Origin of the sequence: Priestia sp. SIMBA_032, assembly GCF_046535215.1 — a bacterium.
Classification (GTDB): domain Bacteria; phylum Bacillota; class Bacilli; order Bacillales; family Bacillaceae_H; genus Priestia; species Priestia aryabhattai.
In genome coordinates this window covers 1-251 of sequence record NZ_JAWRXD010001184.1, presented here as the reverse complement: position 1 = coordinate 251, position 251 = coordinate 1, and the positions used below count along the sequence as shown (strand labels likewise).

The window sequence follows — 251 nt, the reverse complement described above, 5'->3', positions numbered from 1 at the left end:
CTTACTCCAACATGCTCAATCTCATCAAATACAGCAGTTAATGAAATTCCGTTTTGCACACCATAATTAATAATTTTATCGATAGAAGTCGCACCAATACCACGCTTTGGCATGTTAATAATACGTGCAAAACTAATTTCATCATCTGGATTACCGATTAAACGTAAGTACGCCAAAATATCTTTAATCTCTTTACGGTCGTAGAACTTAGTTCCCCCGACAATTTTGTAAGGAATGTTAGATTTAAGGAA

At 34.7% G+C, this 251-nt stretch carries 1 protein-coding gene; it reads right to left on the bottom strand.

What is annotated here, in order from left to right:
• On the bottom strand, positions 1-251 hold a 251-nt coding region (locus tag SB717_RS38045), incomplete at both ends, for a 3'-5' exonuclease (protein ID WP_410908358.1).